The following is a 19,313-nucleotide window of genomic DNA, read 5'->3' on the forward strand; positions in this document are numbered from 1 at the left end:
CTCGTCTTTCGGGGGTGGCTTGGGGCTGGCTGGTGTGATGTCACGGGATGTCGTACCCCGGGTCTAGCCTGCCCTTCGTGTCCAATGTGCATGCCGGTCGGTTGGCGGGATGGGCGGGTCGATGTGGTCCGAGCAGGTCCTGCGCGCCGCAGCGGCATGTCGGGGGCCGGGTGCAGATGCGCGGTGGTGGTGGTCGGTGACGGCCGGTTTTCCTCGGGTGTTGCGGCCGGTCGCTGCGCCGTTCGTGGCGACGGGGCCGTCGGGGGTGGCGGTGCGGGACCGGCTCAAACACCTCACGCCCGCCGACGCCCACGTGCTGGCATTGATCGGTCAGCATCTGGGCGGGCTGGCGTCGGCTGATCTGCAGGCCCGCTGCCGTGACGGCCACGAGCACGACGCGGACCGGTGGGCGGCGCGCAAGCGGTCGTTGACCGGGGTGTCGTCGTCGCGGTGGGCTGGGGCGATCACCCGGGCCAGCCACGACCAGTGGGCCCTGGCCCGACGCAACCTCGACGCCCACATCCGCGCTTTGGAAGCCGGGATGGCGATCCTGGGCCACCGCCTGGCACAGCCACTCGGGCAGCCCGGCGCCAAACACGCCCCGGGCGGATACCGGTCGCGGCAGGAGTGGTTCGGCAAGTCGCGTCGCCTGGCGATGCTGCGGGACCGGCACACTGCCGCGGTCAAGGACTGGCGTGACGGGCGGGTGCGGGTGGTGCGTGGTGGGCGCAGGCTGGCCAATACCCGTCACCACCTCGACCAAGCCGGACTCACTGAGGCTCAGTGGCGGCAACGCTGGCAGGCGGCACGGCGGTTCCTGTCCGCCGACGGCGAGACCGGCAAGCGCTACGGCAACGAGACGATCCGCGTCACGCCCGACGGGCAGGTGTCGATCAAACTGCCGGTGCCGCTGGCGCATCTGGCCAACACGGCCCACGGCCGCTACACCCTGCCGGGCCGGGTCGTGTTCGCGCACCGCGGTGCTGGGTGGCGCGACCGTGTCGAAGCGAACCTGGCGGTGGCGTACCGCATCCACTACGACCCGCAGCGCGGCCGCTGGTACCTGACCGCATCGTGGCAGCAGCCCCAGGTCCAGACGATTCCGCTGGCCGCGGCGCGGGCTGCGGGGATGGTCGGGGTCGACATGAACGCCGACCACCTCGCCGCATGGCTGCTCGACGTGCACGGCAACCCGGTCGGTGACCCCCGCCGGTTCGGCTACGACCTGTCCGGCGGTGCCGACCGGCGCGACGCCCAGATCCGCCACGCCATTACCGGATTGCTGCACTACGCCAAACGTGCGGGCGTCACCGCGATCGCCGTGGAAGATCTCGATTTCACCGGCGAGAAGTCCCGGGAGAAGCACGGCCGCCGACGCAGGTTCAGGCAGCTGATCTCCGGGATGCCCACCGGCCGGCTCAAAGCCAGGCTCGTCTCGATGGCCGCCGCGGTCGGCCTGGCGGTCGTCGCGGTCGACCCGGCCTACACCTCGAAATGGGGCGCCGAACACTGGCAGCAGCCCATGGCCACGCCCCGCCGCAAACCCACCCGTCACGATGGCGCCGCCATCGCGATAGCCAGACGCGCCCTCGGGCACCGGATCAGGCGACGGACGCCACCGCCCCGCGACGACCAGAGTGATCGCTGCGGGCATCGGAGCGTCCAGGCCCGACCCGGTGTTCCTGGGCGTGAGGGACCCCGCCCGGGTGCTCCCGGATCGCGCACACGATGCGCGCCGCCGGACACCGCCGTGAAAGCGGGAGACCAGCGTGCCCAACACCGTTCGGGGCACACGGCTGCGCATACGCAACTTATGCACAGTCATTAGAAACGGTGGTCATGGCGGCATCCTAATCTCGCCGTCCGCACCGGACAAAAGATCCACCCGGCCGTGCGGACCGCCTGAAACGGCGTCGCGGGTCCGGCGCGCCGCTTGACGGCGATCGTACAGGCGTTCGAGAATGCGCAGGTGAAGCACAGGGCGCAGGCGATCGTCGCGGTACACCTGATCCTCCGGCGCGACGACGACGTGCTGCTGGGTCTGCGGGTCAACACGGGCTGGTCCGACGGGTGCTGGCACCTGCCGGCCGGGCACCTGGAGGCGGGCGAGTCCCCGCTGAAGGCGCTGGTGCGCGAGTCGGCCGAGGAGCTGGGCCTCACCGTCGACCCGGCGCACGCCGAACTGGTGCACCTGCTGCACTATCACGAGGCGCCGCCGCGGCTGAACCTGTTCTTCCAGGTCCGCCAGTGGTCCGGCAGCCCGGTCAACGCCGAGCCGAACAAGTGCGCCGACCTGCATTGGTTCTCGCTGCGCAAGCTGCCCACGCCGCTGGTCGGCTACGCGGGCGCGGCGCTGGCGCGGCTGCGGGAGGGCACGCCCTACAGCGAGTGGGCCGAGGCCGGATCGGCTGCCCGGTAGGCCAGGTGCCGCAGCCCGCGCCGCACCTGCAGGCGCGAGCCGAAGCGCAGGTCGGCCAGCCAGTCCGGGGCGCGCTCGGCGCGGCGCCACGCATAGTTCGCCAGCGCGTACGCATACAGCGGCAGGGTCATGCCGGGGCGGCGGCGCGAGCACCGCACCGCCACCCGGGAGCCGAACACGCCGAGCCCGAAATGGACGCTGACCAGGTCGGCGAGCCGCTCGGCGTCGGGCTGGTCCGGCTTGATCCGCCCGTCGCCGACGAGCAGCACGTGGCCGAGCTCGTGCGCGATCGTCGCCACCAGCGGCACCGGGTCGGCGGCGTGGCCGAACGCCACCGCGATGACCGGGTGGCCCTCGCGCAGCCGCAGGTGCCCGTCCGGCACCTCCCGCGAGTGCAGCTCCAGCTCGACCCGCACGGGGTCGACGCCCATCCGCAGGCAGATCGCGTCGAGCAGGCTGCGCGCCTCCTGCACGCCACCGGAGTAGCCGGCGGGCACCAGGTCCGCCGGGCGCACCGGCGGCAGTTCCAGCGGCCCGCGGCCGAACTCGCCCACGAGCCACGTCAAGGACGACGCCACCCAGGCGTCCTCCTCGGGACTGACGGGGCATCGCGGACCGAACCAACGCATGATCAGCATTGTGCGACGCCCGCGCCACTATGAGCTAGTGCCTGGGCGGCAATCGTCCGCGTACGGTCCGCTTGCGACGCCGTTATCCCTGGTCAGACCGGTGTTCTGGCGGTCGGCAATCCGACCGTACAGTTTGCGCGCTGCGCGGCGGCCCGCGTGTCCGGCCGCCGTGCGCACAGCGCCGGGAAGGGCACCTTCTCCATCGCGGAGCGACAAGAGGGTGCCCTTCCTTCGGCCTGTCACGGGTGGAGGTAGGCGGTGTCGGCGCCGATCTTGCCGGGGGCGGGGTTGTCGGGCAGTGACAGCACGTAGACGCGCAGGTTGCCCTTGCCGGAGGCGGTGGCGGTCAGGGTGCCGCTGGTGACGGTGATCGAGGTGCCGGTGACGGCGTCGGTGTAGACGCCGTTGGGGATGCCGGTGAAGGTGGCGCTGCCGGAGACGGCGACCAGCGCGAAGCTGTCCACCGTGCCGCTGGTGTAGCGGCGCTTGTAGGCCATCTGGCCCGACACGCCCTCGGTGGAGTACTGGCCCATCTGCAGCGCGGGCACGGCCCGGCGGATCTGGTTGAGCCGCTGCAGGTGCTTGACCAGGGGCTTGTTCAGGGTCGTCGCGACCGCGCCGGAGGCCGAGGAGACCACGCCGAAGTCGGGGGCGGTGACGCTGCCCTCGACGTTGGCGCCGTAGTAGGCCCGGCCGGTGTTGGCCAGCGGGCAGCTGGGCCCGCAGTCGATCTGCTTGCCCGCCTGGAACTCGATCTCCGAGCCGTAGTACAGCGTCGGCACGCCGCGGAACGTCCACATCAGCGACATGTTCTCGGCCCACGCGTCGGTGCCCCCGGCGTAGCGGGTGCTGGACTTGTTCGGGCCGTAGTCGTGCGAGTCGACGTACACCACGTTGTAGGTGGCGTCGTTGACGCTGTCGTCGCTGTCCTTGCCGTTGTTGAAGGCGTTGGGCGCGTCCCCGAAGTTCATGTGCATGCGCATGTCGATGATGTTCATGCCGGAGAACTGGGTGCGGTCGGGCGCGTGGTAGACGTTGCCCTGCAGGAAAGCGTTGGTGCTGGTGGGCTGGTTGCCGGTGCCGAGGTTGTTCTCGTAGTTGAACTGCTCGATCGCCGCCGTGACGTCGTCGGCGCTGTAGGCGGCCCGCTCCTTCCAGGTGAAGAACTGGGCGGAGTGGTTGACCGAGCCGCGGTTCCACTTGTCGTTGACGAACGCGGCGACCTCGCCGAAGACGTAGAAGTCCTTGGCCTTCGCGGCGCCGTACTTGCTGATCAGCTTCTGTTCCAGGGCGGGCAGGAAGCGCCGGTTCCAGGTGACGCGCGGGATGTGCACCGCGGTGTCGATGCGGAACCCGTCCACGCCCATGTCGATGAACCGGTTGTACGCGTCGATCAGGTACTGCTGCACGGCCGGGTTCTCGGTGTTGAAGTCGGCCAGGTCCTCGTGCAGCCAGCAGCTGCGCGCGTCCTCGCCCTCCCAGTTGCCGATCCAGCACTGGTGGTAGAGGTTGCTCGGGAACATCCCGCTGGTCGGGCTCGGCCACTGGCAGTGGTAGACCTTGTAGCCCTCGGCGCTGTAGAAGCCGCTGAAGACGCCCCAGTTGCGGCAGGTGTTGCCGACCGGCTCGGGCGTCGACCACAGGTCGCCGGTGTAGTAGCTCTTGCCCGAACCGGGCTCCACCAACAGGCCGTCATAGGTGAACGACGGATTGGGCACGTCGTAGTACCAGCTCCACTGGCTGTCGCGCACGCCGTACACGGTCGGTGTGAACAGGCCCTTGGCGCCCCAGCGCGAGCTGTGGTTGTAGACCACGTCCTGGTAGATCTTCAGGCCCTTGGCATGCGCGGTGTCGATGAGGTTCTGGTAGCTCGCGCCCGGCGACTCCAGCCGCGCGTCGATGCGGAAGAAGTCGTAGCCGTGGTAGCCGTGGTAGTCGTAGTCGGACCGGTTGAGCACCACCGGCGTGATCCAGATGGCGGAGAAGCCCAGGCCCTTGATGTAGTCGAGCTTCTGGATGAGCCCGGAGAAGTCGCCGCGGAACATCGGGTCGTCGTTGGCGGCGTTGCCGGACTTGGTGTGCTGGCTGCCGCCGCGGTTGTTGGCGTTGTCGCCGTCGTAGAAGCGGGCCGTCAGCACGAAGTAGATGGCGTCCTTGCGCGGGTCGCCGCCGAGCATGGTCCCGGTCGTGGCGGGCGGCGGGGTGCTCGGCGAGGGCGACGGCGTCGGCGAGGCCGGCGGCGGGCTGGACGGCGACGGTGACGGCGAGGTGGTGGCGCACGGGTCGCCGGTGCCCTTGACGCCGCCGGACACGGTCACGTTGCCCGTGCCCAGGCTGTAGTTGGCCCCGTTGTTGTTGTCCCAGGTGCCGGAGCCGTTGTTGAACACCACCTGCAACCCGGTCGCCGCACCCAGGCTGATGGTCTTCTTGCGCCAACCCGTGCAGGCGGCGTCCATCGCCACCCCGGGCACTGCCGTCCACGACCCGCCGGTCGGCGCGTAGTGGATGTTCACCGTGGTCCAGGCCGCATTCGGTTGGTAGAACACGGTCACGGTGTTGCCCGCCGACGAGGGGGTGGGCGACGGCGAGGCGGTGGCGCACGGGTCGCCGGTGCCCTTGACGCCGCCGGACACGGTCACGTTACCCGTGCCCAGGCTGTAGTTGGCCCCGTTGTTGTTGTCCCAGGTGCCGGAGCCGTTGTTGAACACCACCTGCAACCCGGTCGCCGCACCCAGGTCGATGGTCTTCTTGCGCCAACCCGTGCAGGCGGCGTCCATCGCCACCCCGGGCACTGCCGTCCACGAGCCGCCGGTCGGCGCGTAGTGGATGTTGACGGTCGTCCAGGCCGGGTTCGGCCGGTAGAACACGGTGACGGTGTTGGCGGCCGACGCGGGCAGCGTCAGCACGGGCACCAGGCTCGCGACGAGACCGGTCAGGGCGAGCAGCATTGCTCCCCACCGGGCGCGAGCACGACGTCGAGCGCTCACGACAGCTCCTCACACGGGGCCGTGCGGCATCGACGGAGGCCGGTTCATCCATGGTGGATGCGGACACCGTTCTTGCGCAAGGCGATTGAAAGTTTCTGAAAGCTAGCAACAGATTTCAGGCATGTAAAGACCCGCACCCATCTATGGCATGCGCCTGACCCGCTGCCCCTGCTCCAGAGGCGGCGTGAAATTCCTTTCAACACCCAGCGGGTACGCCGCACCGCGCGGCCCGCGCGTCGGCGGCTCCCCGCACCGGGGTCAGGACAGCAGCTGCGCGCCCAGCGGGCGCTCGCTCACCACGCCCGCGGCGTCGACGTCGACCAGGTACGCGTCCGCGCCCTCGGCGCTGGTGACGGCCTCGGCCAGCGCCGTGCCGACGTAATGCAGGCCGGTGCCGTCGTCGGTGGCGTATCCCGCGGGCAGCAGGCCGCTGCCGACGTACTCGTGGAACCGGGCCCGGCGGGGCTGGTCGGGGAAGTCGTGGTGCACCCCGTTGCTGTACGGCAGGAACGCCAGCGCGTCGGTGACCGGGTCCAGGTCGTCGGAGAACGAGTCGGTGCTGCCGCCCACGTGCCAGCAGATGCTGCCCGCGCTGCCGCCGCCGAGCACCACCCCGGCCTCCCACGCCTCGCGCATGACCGCGTCGAGCCGGTGCGCCCGCCACACGGCCAGCAGGTTCACCACGCTGCCGCCGCCGACCCAGATCAGGTCCTGCGCCAGCAGGTGCGCCCGCACGTCGGCGTGGTTGGGCTGCGGGAACAGCCGCAGGTGGGTGACCGTGTGCGCGGTGTCGTCGAAGGCCTGCCCGAACGCCGCGATCGCGGCCGGGTCGTCGCCCACGGCGGTCGGCACGTAGCAGATCCGCGCCCGGCGCACCCCGGTCAGCGAGACCGCGTGCTCCATCAGCACGCTGCGCTTGCGCGGCGCGGCACCCGGCGGCAGGCGCAGCAGTCCGGACGCGGCGAAGATCTGCGGCGGGCGACCCATCAACTGATCATTTCACACCCCCACCGAACACGCCGACCGTGCGGTTCCGTCCGCGCCAGCACCCTGATCCGCCGCGCACCCTCCAAACCCGAGCAAGGAAGGGCACCTTCTTATCGCTATGCGTAGCGGAAGGGCACCTTGTTAACGCCAACCGACCGTCCAGCTGCCACGGCGGCCGGTGGCGGAGGTGGCCTAACCTGCACGGCAGAAGGTTCGAGGAGGGCCGCCATGACCGACGAGCAGCCGAAGACCCCGCCACCGCAGCAGCCGCCGCCGTATCCGTACGGCCACTACCCGCCGCAGCCGCCGTACAACGTCTACGCGATCCTGTCGCTGGCGCTGGGCATCCTGGTCTTCCCGCCGCTGGGCATCTACTTCGGCAACAAGGCCAAGCAGCAGATCGCCGCCACCGGCGAGCGCGGCATCGAGCTGGCCAACGCCGGTGTCGTCGTCGGCTGGGTGCTGACCGGCCTGCTGGCGGCCTTCGTCCTGCTCTGGTGCTTCATGGCCGTCACCATGTTCGGCATGTTCGGCCTGTTCAGCGCCACCACGGTCAGCGTCGCCTCCTGACGGGCGGCCCGCGCCCGGCGGGGCGGTGCGACCCCGCCGGCCTGGCGCGTCACCGAGGTTCAAGGAGCGCGCCGCGCGGGTCAGGGTCGCGGTCAGGCCGGTGGCACCCGGCCCAGGATCGCGGCCAGGTCGAGGCCGGGCGGCAGCGTGCCGAACGCCAGGCCCCGGTCGCCGGCCAGGCGCGAGGCGCAGAACGCGTCGGCCACCGCGCCCGGCGCGTGCCGGACCAGCAGCGAACCCTGCAGCACCAGCGCCATCCGCTCGACGGTGCGCCGGGCGCGCAGCTCGGCGTCGGCGGTGTCGGCCAGCTCCTTGCGCAGCTCCTGCCAGGCCTGATCGAGCCGGGTGTCGCCGCCCAGCCCCGCCGCGACCTCCTGCTCGTACGCGGCGAGGCTCTGCGGCTCCCGGGCCAGCGCCCGCAGCACGTCGAGGGCGTTGACGTTGCCGGAGCCCTCCCAGATGCCATTGAGCGGCGCCTCCCGGTACAGGCGCGGCATGCCGGAGTCCTCGGTGTAGCCGTTGCCGCCCAGGCATTCCAGCGCCTCGGCGACCATCGCGGGCTGCCGCTTGCACACCCAGTACTTCGCCAGCGCGGTGCCCAGCCGGGCGAACTCCCGCTCGCCGCGGTCGCCGCGCGCGGCCCGGTCGACCGCGCCCGCCACCCGCATCACCAGCGTCGTCGCGGCCTCCGACTCGATCGCCAGGTCGGCCAGCACGTTGCGCATCAGCGGCTTGTCCAGCAGCGGCCCGCCGAACGCGTGGCGGTGCCGAGCATGGTGCGCGGCCTGCATGAGCGCGGCCCGCATGCCGGCGGCGGAGCCGAGGCTGGAGTCGAGCCGGGTCAGCGACACCATCTCGAGGATGACGGCCACTCCCCTGCCCTGCTCGCCGACGAGCCAGGCCACGGTGTCGTCGAACTCGGGCTCGCTGCTGGCGTTGCTGCGGTTGCCGAGCTTGTCCTTGAGCCGCTGGATGCGGAAGGTGTTGCGGGCGCCGTCGGGCAGCACCCGGGGCACCAGGAAGCAGGACAGGCCGCCGGGCGCCTGGGCCAGCACGAGGAACAGGTCGTTCATGGGCGCGCTGGTGAACCACTTGTGCCCGCGCAGCAGCCAGCTGCCGTCGGCGGCGGGGGTGGCCGTGGTGGTGTTGGTCCGCACGTCCGAGCCGCCCTGCTTCTCGGTCATGCCCATGCCCGCGAGCAGGCCGGCCTTGGTCTGCGGGGCGCGCAGGCCCGGGTCGTACACCCGGCAGGTGAGCAGCGGCTCGAAGCGCGCGGCCAGGTCGGGCTGGGCGCGCAGGGCGGGCACCGCCGCGTACGTCATCGAGATCGGGCAGGTGTGGCCCTGCTCGACGACGCTCCAGACGAGCAGCCCGGCGGCGCGGGCCACGTGCGCGCCCGGCTGCGGGTCGGTCCACGGCCCGCCGGCCAGCCCCTCGGTGACGGCGACCCGCATCAGCTCGTGCCACGACGGGTGGAAGTCGACCTCGTCCACGCGGTTGCCGTACCGGTCGTGGGTGCGCAGCACGGGGGTGTGCCGGTTGGCCTCGTCGCCCCAGCGCTGGGCCTGCTCGGTGCCCGCGAGCCGGCCGAGCCGGTGCAGGTCGTCGAGGTGCCAGGCCGCGCCCTCGCGGACCACCGCGGCCAGCAGCGGCGGGTCGGCGGCGACGTCGTGCCCGGTCAGCGGCGGCACCTGGTTGAAGACCTCGTGGGTGGCGGCCATCCCCACATCCTGCCCTACCAGCTGAACGAGCGTTAGCCCTCGGGGAGCGTCGCCGTGGCGGCGGGTCCGCTCTGCTCGGGTGCCGCCGTCACGGCCTCGCCGCCCGCCGCGGCGGCCGTCGCGCCAGGGCCGCGCACCAGCCGCACCCAGCCGGCCAGGTTTCCCAGCGCCACCAGCACGAGCGCCAGCAGCGCGAACCCGAACCCGCCCTGGTCCTGCACGAAGTCCCCGACGTCCTTGCCGGCCGGCAGCGGCCCGGTGAGCTGCTCGCGCAGCCGCTCCTCCACCAGCAACCGCACGGTAGCCTGATTGACCAGCAGGAACAGTGCCGCGATCGCGGCGAGCGCGGCCACCACGCCGCGGCGGGTGCGGGCCCGGCCGACCCCGATCGCGATGAGCACGCCGACCACGAGCAGCACCAGCACCGCGCCCGCCAGCGGCTGCGGGGCGAGCACGTCGCCGCGCCCCTGCTCGGGCGGCAGCAGCTTGTCCGCGGTCACGTCGGGTGTGCCGCCGGTGGCCAGGTCCCAGCCGGTGTAGGTCGTCGTGCCGCCCGGCGCGGCCCGGCCGTAGCCGCCGGGCGCATCGCAGGACACGGTCAGGAACGGGGCCGCGAACAGCAGGCCCGCCAGCACCAGCCCGGCCGGGCTGAGCAGCCGGGCGAACCGGCGCACCGATCGACGCTCGTCGTCTGCCATTCGCGACAGCGTAGGCGGCTACCCCCTTCCCGTCACCCCCGCCCACCCCGCCCACCCCCGCCGAACCACCCCCGCATCGCCGCACCCGCCAGACAGTCCAGGCACCAGGCACCAGGCACCAGGCACCAGGCACCAGGCACCAGGCACCAGGCAGTTTCGGGGAAATAGCACGAACGTCTGGCTCTGTCGCTGCACTTTCCCCGAAACTGCAGCCCGGGCCGATGACCGCAGAGACGGCGAGGTGGCGAGGTCTTGGGCATAATCGCCGGGTGTTCGAGGAACTGTGGGTGACCGCCGCGCACGTCAGGGCGCTCGACGAGCGGGTGCGGGGTCTGGTGACGGGGCTGTTCGTGACCGGGTCGGTGCCGCTGGGCGACTACTGGCCGGGACGCAGCGACATCGACTTCGTCGCGGTCATGGATCGTGTCCCGACCGCCGAGGAACTGGGCAGGCTGGCGAAGGCGCACCTGTCGCTGCCCGAGAACGGCCCGGTCTATGACGGCATCTACCTGACCCGCGCGCAGCTGGCCGCGCCGCCGGTGGACGGCGACACCGCGCCGCAGATCCTGGCGGGCGACTTCCAACCCGCGAAGGCGGGTGGGCAGCACAACCCGGTGACCTGGCTCGAACTGGCCCGCCACGGCCTGCCGATCCTGGGCGAGCGGCCCGAGGTGGCGCTCGACGAGGGCGTGCTGCGCCGGTGGCTGCTGGACAACCTGTCCGGATACTGGGCGGGCTTCGCCGAGCAGGCCACGCCGCAGTTCGCGGCCCTGCCGCCGGACCTGCCGATACCGGCGGATCCGGTGCTGTGGGCGGCAACCGGGCCGGGCCGGCTGCACTACACGCTGACGACCGGTGAGGTGACCACGAAGACCGGCGGTGCGCACCACACCGCGCAGGTGCTGCCGCAGTGGGCCGAGCTGTGCTGGCGGGCGGTCCGCTCGCGCGCCGGCGAGGACGAGCCCTTCACCGCCGCCGACGGCCTGGCGTCCCTCCAGCTCGTCGCCGACGTCGTCACCGACGCCCGCACCCGCTGGCACCCGTGACCCGCCCGGCCCGCCGCTGAGCAACGCCGCCGGGCGGGCCGAACCGATGGTCGGGCGTCACGCGCGCCGGTGGGCCGCGGCGCGGTGGCCGGAGGCGAGCCCGGCCGCCTCGGCGGCCAGTGTCGACACCCGGTCGGCTGCTCGCGCGGCGCGGCCGGAGACCTTCCAGGCGACCATGCGCGCCGCGAGGGCCGGGGTCGGCGGGAAGACGCCGAGCTGGCCGAGCATCGTCAGGTCGTCGCGCACCGCCTCGTGCCGGACGACCCGGCCGTCGCGGATGTCGAGCAGGTGCACCTGTTCGAAGTCGATGTCGCGGCCGGTGGGCGGGACGGCCTGGTCGAGCGCGCCGTCGCGGAAGCGCACGAACGGACCGGTGTGCCGTCCCTGCATCCGCAGCCGGATCCAGACCTGGTGCTCGTTGCGGGCCACGCCGAGCACGGGAAAGCGCAGGCCGCTGAAGGCCGAGCGCAGCCAGGCGCCGGAGGCCAGGGTCCCGGCCGGGCCGGGTGTGGCGCACGCCACGGGTGCGACGGCGGCCTCGCGGTTGTGGTTGTCCGGGCCGACGACCTGCGCCGCCAGGCCGGGGTCGCCTGTTTCGAGAATCCGGAACAGGGCCGCCGCCAGTTCTTCGTGGTCCATCGCCATCGTCGTTCACCTCTCGCCCGGGTGCGGGTCTGTTCACTGGCGGCGCGGGCTGTGCGCCGCCATAATTTGAGGTTATAGACGACCTATTCAATATGTCAAAGCGGTAGCCATGTCCCGTAGGATGGGCACCATGCCCGACAAGCGCGTGTACGTCTCCCCGCTGCGCGAGAAGGCGGCCGCGCAGACGCGAGCCCTGATCCTGGCCGAGGCCGAGCAGCTGTTCGCCGAGCGCGGCTACGGCCGGGTCACCGTCGCCGACATCGCCGCGGCGGCCGGCGTCGCGTCGAAGACCGTGTTCGCGAGCGTCGGCAGCAAGGCCGACATCCTGGACCGGATCGTCGACAAGGCCGTCTCGCTGTCGGGCTACCAGGAGGCCGTCGCGCGGATCCTGGCCCTGCCGACGCCGGAGGCCGTGCTGCAGGCCCTCGCCCGGGGCACCCGCGCGGGAAACGAGACCCAGTTCAAGGCGCAGGAGGCGATCCTCAAGGCGCTGCCCGTGCACGAGAACGGGCCGGCGCTGTGGGAGCGGGCCACCGCCGCCTACCGCGGCGCGCTGCACGACGTAGCCGGGCACCTGCGCCAGGTGGGCGCACCGCCGCACCGCTACTCGGTGCAGGAGACCGCCGACCTGCTGTGGCTGTGGTTCGGCCCGACCGGCTGGCGCACGCTGGTGGTCGAGAACGGCTGGTCCTGGGACCGGGCCGAGAAGGTCCTGTGCCAGACGGCCCGGGCCGCCCTCTGCTGACCGGCCCGGCGGCGGTCAGTCCTCGCCGGCTGAGGTGAGCAGCTCGCGCGCCGCGGCGAGGACCTCGGCGGGCATCGGGCACGAGCGGCGGTGCGCGGTGTCCAGGTGCACCGCGGTCAGCGTGGTGACCGCGGTGGTCTCGCCGGACGCGTTGGTCATCGCGTGCCGGAACCGGATCACCTTCTCGCGAACTTCCAGCAGCTCAGAGTGCACGGAGACCGTGTCGCCGGCGAAGACTTCGCGTTGGTACACGATGTGCTGCTCCACCGCTGCCATGCCGCGCGAGGCCGACCGGAGGTAGTCCGGCGTCAGGCCCAGCGTGCTGAACAGGTTCCACGTCGCCTCGTCGAACTTGCCGACGTACCACATGACGTTCATGTGCCCCATGTGGTCGCAGTGCCACGGGTACACCGCGCCCCGGTAGGTGAGCACCGGCTCGGCCATCGCACGCCCCTCCGCCCTGACGATCACGCGCGGTCCAGCGTAACTGAACGATCGCTAAGGTCGGTGCGGGGCACAGGTCACGGTACGGTCAACCGCTACTTCCATCTATTCGCATTAATCATTTCGATGGCTAGTCTGCGCCTGCCGGTAACCCCCGGCACACCCTGTGATCCCCTGAGGAGTCAGGCCTTGCGACCCTACGCAGCAAAACGCGCCCTGCTCGCGCTCGCCCTGGCGGGCACCGCGCTGGCCGCCCCCGCGGCCGCCACCGCCGCCCCCGCGACCGCCGCCGCGAAGGCAGCGGCGCTGGCCCTGGCCGCGCCGGACATCTCGCTGACCAACGTGAAGGCGCACCTGCAGCAGTTCCAGACCATCGCCAGCAGCAACGGCGGCAACCGCCGGTCCAACACCGCGGGCTACACGGCGTCGGTGAACTACGTCTACAACAAGCTGGTCGCGGCGGGCTTCTCCGTGGTCAAGCAGAACTGCACCTCGGGCTGCACCAGCGGGGCGGGCCCGAACGTGATCGCGGACTGGCCGGGCGGCGACGCCAACACGGTCTACATGTTCGGCGCGCACCTCGACGGCGTCGCGGCCGGTCCCGGCATCAACGACAACGCGTCGGGCTCGTCGACCGTGCTGGAGATCGCGCTCACCCTCGCCGCGACCAACCCGTCGATGCTCAACCACGTGCGGTTCGGCTTCTGGACCGACGAGGAGCAGGGCCTCAACGGCTCGGAGTTCTACGCCAACAGCCTGCCGTCGGCCGAGCGCACCAAGATCAAGGGCTACTTCAACTTCGACATGGTCGGCTCGACCAACGGCGGCTACTTCATCAACCGGATCACCTCCGGCATCGGCCAGGTCCTGAAGGCGTACTACGACACGAACTTCCCCGGCCTGAACCCGGAGGAGAACGTCGAGGGCGCGGGCCGCTCCGACGACGCGTCGTTCAACGCGGTCGGCATCCAGACCTCGGGCGTGGCCGCCGGCGCGAGCGCCAACAAGACCTCGGCGCAGGTCACCAAGTGGGGCGGCACCACCGGGGACTACGACCCCTGCTACCACTCGTCGTGCGACACCTACCCGGCCAACATCAACGACACGATCCTGAACCGGGCCGGCGACGCCGCGGCGTACGCCCTCTGGACCTTGGCCACCGGCACCCCGGCGACCACGGTGTGGACCGACACCTTCGAGACCGCGACCGGCTGGACCACCAACCCGAGCGCGACCGACACCGCCACCACCGGCGCCTGGGAGCGCGGCGACCCGGCCGACACCAACTCCAGCGGCGCCAAGCAGCTGGGCACCACCGTCTCCGGGAGCAACGACCTGGTCACCGGGCGGCTGGCGGGCACGGCCGCGGGCGACTACGACCTCGACGGCGGCGTGACCAGCGTGCGCTCGCCGGCGGTGACCCTGCCCGCCAGCGGGACGATCAACCTGAGCCTGAACTGGTACCTGGCGCACGGCTCCAACTCGTCCAGCGCCGACTACTTCCGGATCTCCATCGTGCACAACACCGGCACGGCGGTCCTGTTCACCCAGGCGGGTGCGGCCAGCAACCGCAACGGCTCCTGGGCGGCGGGCACCTGGAACATCTCGGCGTACGCGGGCCAGTCGGTGCGGATCCTGATCTCCGCCGCCGACGCGTCCACGGCGAGCCTCGTCGAGGCCGGCGTCGACGACGTCAAGATCACGGTCTCCTGACCTGCGTCGATCACCGGAGCCCCACCTGCGCTGCTCGGCGGCGCGGGTGGGGCTCCGCTCACGTCCACGGCCGAGCGTCACCCACCCGGAGTATGAGTATCGACACACTGCGTCGCGGCATCCCGAGGGCGGTCCGTTCACCATTTGGCCCTAGACTCCACCGTCGGCAATCAAAGGGCCGCATTCACCATTTTCACTGGAGGATTAGCGAGACGATGGCGATGACCAACGGCAAGACCCTGGTCACCATGATCGCGGCAGGAAACCGCGAGATCCAGGACTTCCTCGACTCCGACCAGCGCGAGACTCCCTACCTGGTCATTGATCTGAAGGTCGCGGCGCAGCAGTTCCGCCGCCTGACCAGCGCCTTCCGCGAGACGACCGTCTTCTACGCGGTGAAGGCCAACCCCCAGCCGAAGCTGATCAGGCAACTCGCCCAGCTCGGCTCCTCGTTCGACGTGGCGAGCCCCGCCGAGATCGATCTCTGCCTCTCCGAAGGCGCCGATCCGAGCCGGCTGTCGTACGGCAACACGATCAAGAAGGCAGCGGACATCCGCTACGCCTACGATCGCGGCGTACGCATGTTCGTCTTCGACAGCGAGGCGGAGCTGCGCAAACTCGCCGAACACGCCCCCGGCTCCGCGGTGTTCTGCCGCCTGCTGGCCGGCAGCGCGGGTGCGCAGTGGCCGTTGAGCCGCAAGTTCGGGTGCGCCCCGGACATGGCGGTGTCCCTGCTGGCCCAGGCCCGAGATCTCGGGCTGCGGCCGATCGGGGTGTCGTTCCACGTCGGTTCGCAGCAACTGGATCCGACCCGCTGGGATCCCAGCGTCGCGCAGGCCGCCCAGGTCTTCCGCGAGCTGGCCGAGCGCGGCATCCACCTGACGCTGCTGAACTGCGGCGGCGGCTTCCCCACGGGATACCAGGATCCGGTCGCGCCGATCGAGGCGTACGCCGATGCGATCAACACGGCGGTCGAGCGGCACTTCGGCCCGTACCGGCCGACGCTGGCGATCGAGCCCGGACGCTTCATCGCGGCCGACACGGGAGTGCTGCGGGCACAGGTCGTGCTCGTGTCCCAGAAGTCCTATGACGATGACCACCGATGGGTCTACCTGGACATCGGGCGCTTCGGCGGGCTGGCCGAGACGGAGGGCGAGGCGATCCAGTACCGCCTGGTCACCGCACGCGACGGGGAGCCGACCGGTCCGGTCGTGCTCGCCGGGCCGACCTGCGACAGCGTCGACATCCTCTACGAGAAGGCGCCCTACCGGCTGCCCCTCGACCTCGAACCGGGCGACTACGTCGACATCCTCGGCACCGGCGCCTACACCACCACGTATTCTTCCGTTGGATTCAACGGGTTTGCACCATTAGCAACGTTTTGTATCGGAGACAACGCGTGACCACGATCCCCAAGCTCGCCTTCGGCGGCCGCATCCTCCTGCTCGGCAGCGGCTCGGTGTCCCAGTGCCTGCAGCCCCTGCTGCTGCGCCACGTCGACATGGACTTCACGCGTCTGACCGTGATGGACTTCGAGGACCTCGCCCACACCGCCGCGGAGGTCACCGCCGCCGGCGCGACCTACGTGCGTGAGCGCATCACCCCGGAGAACATCGAGACCAAGCTCGCCGAGTACGTCGGCGAGGGCGACGTCCTGATCAACCTGGCGTGGAACATCGACACCGGCGTGATCATCGACTGGTGCCAGCGCCACGGCACCCTCTACGTCGACACCTCCGTCGAGGAGTGGGACCCGTACGCCGACCAGCTCAACGCGACCCCGCAGTCGCGCACGCTGTACGCCCGGCACATGAAGCTGCGCGAGCGCGCCAAGGGCTGGAAGGCCGACGGCCCGACCGCGATCGTCGAGCACGGCGCGAATCCCGGCCTGGTCAGCCACTGGGCCAAGATCGCCCTGATGGACATCGCCACCGCGATGCTCAAGGAGCCCGAGCGCCTGCCCAAGCCGCTCGACCCGGCCCGCAAGGCCAAGCTCGAGGAGGCCCTGGCCGGCCGCGACTTCGCGGCCCTGGGCATGCTCACCGGCACCAAGGTGATCCACATCTCCGAGCGCGACACCCAGGTCAGCGACAAGCCCAAGCAGGTCGGCGAGTTCGTCAACACCTGGTCCGTGGAGGGCTTCTACGAGGAGGGCATCGCGCCCGCCGAGATGGGCTGGGGCACCCACGAGCCCAAGCTGCCCGCCAACGCGTACACCCACGAGTCGGGTCCGCAGAACCAGATCTGCCTCGCCCAGACCGGCATCACCACCAAGGTCCGGTCCTGGGTGCCGCTCGGCGGCCCCATCATCGGCATGGTCGTGCGCCACGGCGAGGCGTTCACCATCAGCGACCACCTGACCGTGTGGGAGGACGGCAAGGCGGTCTACCGCCCCACCGTGCACTACGCGTACCAGCCGTCCGACGCCGCGCTGAACAGCCTGCACGAGTGCCAGATGAACGGCTACACGCTGCAGACCGACCAGCGCATCATGAACGACGAGATCATCAGCGGCATCGACGAGCTGGGTGTGCTCCTGCTCGGCCACGAGCTCAACGGCTGGTGGGTCGGCTCGCAGCTCGGCATCGACGAGTCGCGCGCCCTGGTCCCGCACCAGAACGCCACCACGCTGCAGGTCGCCGCTTCGGTGCTGGGCGCGGTCTACTGGATGGTCAACAACCCGAACCGGGGCCTGTGCGTCCCCGACGACCTCGACCCCGAGGCCGTCCTCGACGTGGCCAACCCCTACCTGGGCCCGGTCCCCTCGGTGCACACCGACTGGACCCCGCGCAGCTCCTACTACGAGCCGTTCGCCAACTTCCGCCCGAAGACCGGCGACGACACCGAACCCTGGGCCTTCGAGAACTTCCTGGTCTAAGGCAAAGGAAGGGCACCTTCACATCGCCATGTGTTGTAGAAGGGCACCTTCCTAACGCAGCGGCCCCGTTCACCTGCAGGTGAACGGGGCCGCTGCGCGTTCATGGGCGGTGCCAGGGGTGGCGCGGCCGAGACGGGTCAGGCGGGCAGCCCTTCCAGGCGGTGTTCGGCGACCGTCATGATGCGCTCCAGCCACCACTCGGCGCTCCGCTGGTCCACGCCCATGCTCGACACGGTGGTCACCACCCCACCGCGCCCCAGGTAGGCGAAGCAGTTGACCGTCCCGGAGACGGCGAAGCAGGCGGCGGTCCCCTTCACCGGGGCAGGTAATTCGATCTTGTTGCCTGCCGTACGGCGATAGCTGTCCCCGTGGTCGGAGTAGCTCGCACAGCCCTTCAGCGTGCTCGCCGCCTTGGCGACCACGTCCTCGGCGCGCTGCCGGGGCAGCACGTGCACCTCCTGCGTCAGCACCGCCCCGTTGACGACCCAGGCCCGGACATGCGCCTGGACCTGCTTGGCGTCCTTGGTGGACGAGACCGCCCGGGTCCCGCAGGCGGTGACGGTGCCGGACGGGGAACCCGGCGCGCGCTCACCGTCGTACGTGCGCTCCAGGTCCGTGCCCGCCTCGGTGAACTCAGCCGCCAGCGCCTCGTCGGTGACGAGGACCGCGGTCAGTTTCTGCGCCGGGGTGAGCGCCGCCGCGGGTGACGGGGCGCTCGACGCGGACGGTGCGGCCGGCGCCGACGGGGCGGGAGCCCACTCCGCCGGGGCGGAGGGGGCGCAGCCCCCAGCGAGCAGCACCGCCGCGACGGCGAGGGGTACGAGGCGTCTCACGAACGTGCTCATCTCCGGCAGCCGGCGAGGGGACGTCGCAGGATACCTCCGCGGCGGCGGCGACCGGCGCGGCCACCACGCGCCGGCGCAGTTGGAGCACGGCGACCGAGGCCAGCACGGCCAGACCGCCGAGGGCCTGGGCGGGGCTCAGGCGCTCGCCGAAGACCAGGGCGGTGGTGGCCACCGTCACGGCGGGCTCGGCACAGGACAGGATCGCCGCCGCGGACGCGCCGACGTCACGCACGCCGACGAACATCCCGGCGATCGGGATCACCGTGGACACCACGGCCAGCAACACGATCCACAGCCAGCCCGACACCTGGTGCGGTGCGTGCAGGCTGCCGGTGGCCAAGCCCGTGGCGGCCAGGCTGACGGCGGCGGAGGCGCACACCACCGCGGTCACCGCGAAGATGTCGGCACCGGCGGGCAGGCCGGCGGAGACGGTCAGATAGAGGGCGTACGCGACCGCGGCGCCCAGCGCCAGCAGCACTCCCCCGGTGGCGACCGAGCCGCCGACGCCGCCCGCGCCGAGCATCAGCAGCATGCCCGCGGCCGAGCAGGCCAGCGCGGCCAGCCGGCGGCGGTCCGGGCGTTCCCGGCGCAGCGCGATCGCCAGCACCGTGACCAGCGCCGGGTACGCGTACAGCAGCAGCGCCGTCAGCGAGGCGTCGATGCGGGCCAGCGCCCCGAAGTAGAACCCGGCCTGCAGCGCGTAACCGACCGCGCCCAGCCCGACGCTGACGGCCAGGGCCCGCCCGCGGGGCAGCGGCGCGCGCCGCCAGGCGACCACGGCCCACAGCAGCACCGCCGCGAGCGCGAACCGGCCGGCCAGCATCGTCGGCACGTTGAACCCTGCCGCGTACGCCTGCTTGGCGAACACCGCCGACATGCCGAATCCGGTCGCGGAGACGAGCACCAGCACGGTGCCGCGCCTGGCGGAACGGGCCTGCGGCGTGCTCACGGCGGCGGGCGCGGAGGCGGTGGTGGTCATGACACAG

At 71.4% G+C, this 19,313-nt stretch carries 16 protein-coding genes; 8 read left to right on the forward strand and 8 right to left on the reverse strand.

Annotated elements, in window-relative coordinates:
* Nucleotides 1–220 precede the first annotated feature (220 nt).
* Both HAV39_RS18575 and HAV39_RS18580 read left to right on the forward strand, forming a co-directional pair.
* On the forward strand, nucleotides 221–1,828 hold the full coding sequence (locus HAV39_RS18575; protein WP_203736740.1) for a hypothetical protein: 1,608 nt from the start codon (nucleotides 221–223) through the stop codon (nucleotides 1,826–1,828).
* Between the two features lie 141 nt (nucleotides 1,829–1,969).
* Entirely contained in the window at nucleotides 1,970–2,419 is a 450-nt protein-coding gene (locus HAV39_RS18580; protein ID WP_191840468.1) for an NUDIX hydrolase, read from the forward strand.
* Here the strand turns inward: HAV39_RS18580 and HAV39_RS18585 are convergent.
* The 3 genes from HAV39_RS18585 to HAV39_RS18595 all read right to left on the reverse strand — a co-directional run bounded on the left by HAV39_RS18585 (nucleotide 2,380) and on the right by HAV39_RS18595 (nucleotide 7,022).
* Complete coding sequence (locus tag HAV39_RS18585; RefSeq protein ID WP_191840469.1) at nucleotides 2,380–3,048, reverse strand: ImmA/IrrE family metallo-endopeptidase; 669 nt, start codon at nucleotides 3,046–3,048, stop codon at nucleotides 2,380–2,382. The genes HAV39_RS18580 and HAV39_RS18585 overlap by 40 nt on opposite strands.
* Before the next feature lie 239 nt (nucleotides 3,049–3,287).
* On the reverse strand, nucleotides 3,288–6,035 hold the full coding sequence (locus tag HAV39_RS18590; RefSeq protein ID WP_244958828.1) for a carbohydrate binding domain-containing protein: 2,748 nt from the start codon (nucleotides 6,033–6,035) through the stop codon (nucleotides 3,288–3,290).
* A 258-nt stretch (nucleotides 6,036–6,293) separates the two neighbouring features.
* Nucleotides 6,294–7,022, reverse strand: a complete 729-nt coding sequence (locus tag HAV39_RS18595; RefSeq protein ID WP_191840470.1) for a Type 1 glutamine amidotransferase-like domain-containing protein — start codon at nucleotides 7,020–7,022, stop codon at nucleotides 6,294–6,296.
* A gap of 228 nt (nucleotides 7,023–7,250) precedes the next feature.
* On the opposite strand from HAV39_RS18595, the gene HAV39_RS18600 reads away from it, so the two are divergent.
* Complete coding sequence (locus HAV39_RS18600; protein ID WP_120319944.1) at nucleotides 7,251–7,592, forward strand: DUF4190 domain-containing protein; 342 nt, start codon at nucleotides 7,251–7,253, stop codon at nucleotides 7,590–7,592.
* A 92-nt stretch (nucleotides 7,593–7,684) separates the two neighbouring features.
* Here the strand turns inward: HAV39_RS18600 and HAV39_RS18605 are convergent, their stop codons facing one another.
* On the reverse strand, nucleotides 7,685–9,313 hold the full coding sequence (locus HAV39_RS18605; RefSeq protein ID WP_191840471.1) for an acyl-CoA dehydrogenase family protein: 1,629 nt from the start codon (nucleotides 9,311–9,313) through the stop codon (nucleotides 7,685–7,687).
* A 32-nt stretch (nucleotides 9,314–9,345) separates the two neighbouring features.
* Complete coding sequence (locus HAV39_RS18610; protein WP_191840472.1) at nucleotides 9,346–10,011, reverse strand: hypothetical protein; 666 nt, start codon at nucleotides 10,009–10,011, stop codon at nucleotides 9,346–9,348.
* A gap of 269 nt (nucleotides 10,012–10,280) precedes the next feature.
* Here HAV39_RS18610 and HAV39_RS18615 point away from each other — a divergent pair, with 269 nt between their 5' ends.
* Nucleotides 10,281–11,057, forward strand: coding sequence for a nucleotidyltransferase domain-containing protein (locus tag HAV39_RS18615; RefSeq protein ID WP_191840473.1), 777 nt, complete (start codon nucleotides 10,281–10,283; stop codon nucleotides 11,055–11,057).
* A 57-nt stretch (nucleotides 11,058–11,114) separates the two neighbouring features.
* Here the strand turns inward: HAV39_RS18615 and HAV39_RS18620 are convergent, their stop codons facing one another.
* A complete protein-coding gene (locus HAV39_RS18620) occupies nucleotides 11,115–11,702 on the reverse strand; it encodes an ester cyclase (RefSeq protein WP_191840474.1) in 588 nt (195 codons plus the stop codon).
* 130 nt (nucleotides 11,703–11,832) lie between these two features.
* Here HAV39_RS18620 and HAV39_RS18625 point away from each other — a divergent pair, with 130 nt between their 5' ends.
* Nucleotides 11,833–12,447 (forward strand): TetR/AcrR family transcriptional regulator, encoded by a 615-nt coding sequence (locus tag HAV39_RS18625; RefSeq protein ID WP_191840475.1) that lies wholly within the window; start codon nucleotides 11,833–11,835, stop codon nucleotides 12,445–12,447.
* 15 nt (nucleotides 12,448–12,462) lie between these two features.
* Here HAV39_RS18625 and HAV39_RS18630 read toward each other — a convergent pair whose 3' ends face one another.
* Nucleotides 12,463–12,918, reverse strand: a complete 456-nt coding sequence (locus HAV39_RS18630) for an acyl-CoA thioesterase (RefSeq protein WP_203736737.1) — start codon at nucleotides 12,916–12,918, stop codon at nucleotides 12,463–12,465.
* 147 nt (nucleotides 12,919–13,065) lie between these two features.
* Between HAV39_RS18630 and HAV39_RS18635 the strand changes: the two genes are divergently transcribed.
* The 3 genes from HAV39_RS18635 to HAV39_RS18645 all read left to right on the forward strand — a co-directional run bounded on the left by HAV39_RS18635 (nucleotide 13,066) and on the right by HAV39_RS18645 (nucleotide 17,482).
* A complete protein-coding gene (locus HAV39_RS18635; protein ID WP_425321548.1) occupies nucleotides 13,066–14,604 on the forward strand; it encodes a M28 family peptidase in 1,539 nt (512 codons plus the stop codon).
* Between the two features lie 215 nt (nucleotides 14,605–14,819).
* Complete coding sequence (locus HAV39_RS18640; protein WP_239120915.1) at nucleotides 14,820–16,007, forward strand: type III PLP-dependent enzyme; 1,188 nt, start codon at nucleotides 14,820–14,822, stop codon at nucleotides 16,005–16,007.
* Complete coding sequence (locus tag HAV39_RS18645; RefSeq protein WP_191840477.1) at nucleotides 16,004–17,482, forward strand: saccharopine dehydrogenase NADP-binding domain-containing protein; 1,479 nt, start codon at nucleotides 16,004–16,006, stop codon at nucleotides 17,480–17,482. The genes HAV39_RS18640 and HAV39_RS18645 overlap by 4 nt, the downstream gene beginning before the upstream one ends.
* 633 nt (nucleotides 17,483–18,115) lie before the next feature.
* On the opposite strand, the gene HAV39_RS18650 is transcribed toward HAV39_RS18645, so the two are convergent.
* Nucleotides 18,116–19,306, reverse strand: a complete 1,191-nt coding sequence (locus HAV39_RS18650; protein ID WP_191840478.1) for a DMT family transporter — start codon at nucleotides 19,304–19,306, stop codon at nucleotides 18,116–18,118.
* Nucleotides 19,307–19,313: the final 7 nt, after the last annotated feature.

Source organism: Catellatospora chokoriensis (genome assembly GCF_011297315.1).
Classification (GTDB): Bacteria; Actinomycetota; Actinomycetes; order Mycobacteriales; family Micromonosporaceae; genus Catellatospora; species Catellatospora citrea.